This window comes from Trebonia sp. (assembly GCF_049794275.1).
GTDB lineage: Bacteria > Actinomycetota > Actinomycetes > Streptosporangiales > Streptosporangiaceae > Trebonia.
On sequence record NZ_JBARCR010000672.1, the window covers coordinates 1 to 2993 of the forward strand.

The 2993-nt window shown below is 70.7% G+C and carries 2 protein-coding genes and 1 pseudogene; 2 read left to right on the plus strand and 1 reads right to left on the minus strand.

Going from position 1 to position 2993, the window contains the following annotated elements; genetic code table 11:
- Positions 1-1511: DUF222 domain-containing protein (locus WA805_RS18035; protein WP_425242910.1), on the plus strand; the 1511-nt coding region annotated here is incomplete at its 5' end.
- A gap of 330 nt (positions 1512-1841) precedes the next feature.
- Here WA805_RS18035 and WA805_RS18040 read toward each other — a convergent pair.
- A complete protein-coding gene (locus WA805_RS18040; RefSeq protein ID WP_425242911.1) occupies positions 1842-2501 on the minus strand; it encodes a 2,3-bisphosphoglycerate-dependent phosphoglycerate mutase in 660 nt (219 codons plus the stop codon).
- Between the two features lie 194 nt (positions 2502-2695).
- Between WA805_RS18040 and WA805_RS18045 the strand changes: the two are divergent.
- A pseudogene (locus WA805_RS18045) lies at positions 2696-2993 on the plus strand (hypothetical protein); the annotation flags it as partial.

Sequence of the window (2993 nt, forward strand, 5' to 3'; positions counted from 1 at the left end):
GGCTGGAGCTGACCGCGGTCGCGGAGTTCACCCGCCGCCGCGACGCCCAGCTGGCCGACGCGACATCCCGGAAGGTGCCGCGCGGCTGCCGGGACGGCGAGTTCCCCGACGCCGAGCTCGGCATGGAACTGGTCACCTCGCAGAACGCGGCGCGCGACCAGATGGACCTGGCCGGCGACCTGCCGGCCCGGCTGCCCCGCACCTGGGCCGCGCTGGGCGCCGGGCTGATCGATGAGTACCGGGCCCGGCTGATCTGGCGGCCCACCCGGCACCTGTCTGACGCTGATGCCGCCCAAGCTGATGAGATCCTCGCGATCCTCGCGCCGGGGCTGCGGTATGACCAGCTGGCCCGCAAGGCCACCGCGGTGGCGATGAAACTCGACCCTCAAGCGTTCCAGCGCGGCAAGGAGCAGGCCCGCCAAGAAAGGCAGCGAGTGCAGGCCGGGCGGGAGGAATCCGGCAACGCGTTCCTGTCCGGCCGGGAGCTGGCGATCGAGGACGCGCTCGCGTCCAAGGCGCACATCGACGCCCTCGCCGTCGCGCTGCGCAAAGGCGGGCTGCCCGGCACCCTGCAGCGGCTCCGGGTGCTGGCGTTCAACGACCTGACCCAGGGCCGCGACCCGCTGGACCGCCTTGCCGGCCCCGAGTCCGCTGACGATGCCGGGCGGGACGCCCGCCAGGACAAGCCGGCCGCAGGCGGCCATGCCGGCGACGGCGATGGCTCCGGCGACGGTGACGGCGATGACGATGCCAGCTGGGACGGCTGCCCCGACATGACCCAATGGCAGCACGAGCGCCGCGGCACCGCCGAAGACGACGACCACCCGGACAGCGGCGGTGTCCCGTCCGGCCCGCCGGCCCCGTTCCCGGCGCTGATCAACCTCACCGTCCCGGCCGGCAACATCCTCGGCTGGTCCGCCGCGCCCGGCGAAGCCGGCGGCTGGGGACTGACCGACCCCGGCGACACCCGCCGCCTCGTCGAAGCCGCCTCCCGTGACCCGCGTACCCGCTGGTGCTTCACTCTCCTCGGGCCCGACGGCACCGCGGTCGCGCACGGCTGTGCCCGCGGCTCCCACCCCTGGATCCCGCCACCGGGAGACGGCCAGCGAAACCGCGACGGACCCGACGCCCGGCAGGCCGCCGCGCTCGCGACACTGCTGCGCGACCTCAACGTCACCTTCACCCCGATCGCCAAAGGCAGCTGCGACCACGCCAACGCCGAAAACCGGTACACGCCCAGCCGCAAGCTCGGCCATCTGGTCCGGGCCCGTACCGCGACCTGCCCCGCCCCCGGCTGCGGCGCCCACGCGTATCACAACGACCTCGACCACACTGTGCCGCACCCGGACGGGCCGACCGACGAATGCAACATCGCCCCGCCCTGCAGACGCCACCATCGTGTGAAACAAGCCCCGGGCTGGAAGCTTGAGCAGCCCGAACCCGGCGTCATGATCTGGACCACACCCTCCGGACGCAGCTACACCACCAGGCCCACCGTCTACGAGATGTGATCCGGGTCGTTCGCCGCGCGGCACATGACCTCCGCCTCCTCGTAGCGCCGATGGCCGCACACCAGGTGTGCGGCCATCGTGCGTGTGAGCAACGCTCCTTACATGTTGTGTATCTGCCGGAAGCGGCGGATGTCGTCCTTGCCCGCCAGCAGTGCCACGCAGACGGCCGCGGCCACTGCCGCTGATCCCACCACGAACCAGGTGTTCACCGGTCCCACCTCCTATAGTCCAGTAGTCCGGGTCCTTGCCCCTTAGTCCACGCCGCTGCGGCCCGAGCGCAGTAGGGATGAACGGCCGGCGGTCGGCGGGACAAAGGTCCCCAGGGAGTCGTTAGCCCGGCTGGCCTGGCTGACCGGCTGGGAACTCGTAGAGCAGCGGCGTCGCGTTCGGCACCTCGAGCCCTGATACCGCGTCATCGCTAACCGTCTCCAGGTGCTTGATCAGCGCGCGCAGCGTGTTGCCGTGCGACACGACCAGCACGCAGTCGTACCGCCGCAGGTCCGGGACGATCGCGTCATACCAGTAGGGCAGCAGTCGCAGGGTCACGTCGTGCAGCGACTCGCCGCGAGGCCGCGCCTCCGGCGGCAGCGCGGCGTAACGCCGATCATGGTCCGGCTCGCCCTGCGGCGGTCGGACGCGATATCCGCGCCGCCAGCGCATGTACTGTTCTTCTCCCGCCTCCGTCCGGACCTCGGCCTTGCCGCGTCCCTGGAGCGCGCCGTAGTGGTTGGAGTTGAGCCGCCAGGACCGCCGCACGGGAATCCATGACCGCCCGCACGCGCCGAGCGCCAGGTCCGCGGACTGGATGGCCCGGGTCTGCACCGAGGTATGCACGACGTCGGGCAACTGACCACGGGTGGCGAGCAGTTGCCCAGCCTTGTGTGCCTGCTGCTTGCCGCGATCGCTCAGTCTTACGTCGATCCAGCCCGTGAAGACATCCGCTACGTTCCAGGCACTCTCACCATGGCGCAGCAAGACCAGCCTGGCCATCGGCCGCTCCTCCCGCTCAGCGCTGACCGCTTTTCTGTAGATCTCGCGTCCGTGGTCACAGCTTCGCCCCGGCAGCATGCCGTCGGCAGAGACCAATCTCACCTTCCCTGATGCCCAAGGTCCCTGACCAACGTCCCTGGCCCGGCTCGGGCGGCGACGGTTGGCTGGAGGCAGCGCGACGACAGGAGGACATCATGGCGGCGGTCGAACCGGCGGACGGGTTCTGGTACCAGGTCAAGTGCCGGGTGCTCGGATCGCCGCTGGTCACCGAGCAGCTGTCGAGCCAGCGGCTATCCCGGCCGCTCGCGCTCGGCGTGCTGTCGTGTGACGGGCTCTCGTCGGCGGCGTACGGCACCGAGGAGATTCTGTACGCGCTGCTGCCGTTTTTCGGGCTGGCCGCGTTCACGCTGGTGCTGCCGCTGACGCTGGTTGTCCTGTTCGGCGTGCTGCTGGTGGTGCTGTCCTACCGCGAGGTCGTGTCGGTGTACACCA

What these genes read in the sequence shown, in the direction of transcription:
- WA805_RS18040 (WP_425242911.1), bottom strand. Translation starts at nt 2,501, where the DNA reads ATGGCCAGGCTGGTCTTGCTGCGCCATGGTGAGAGTGCCTGGAACGTA.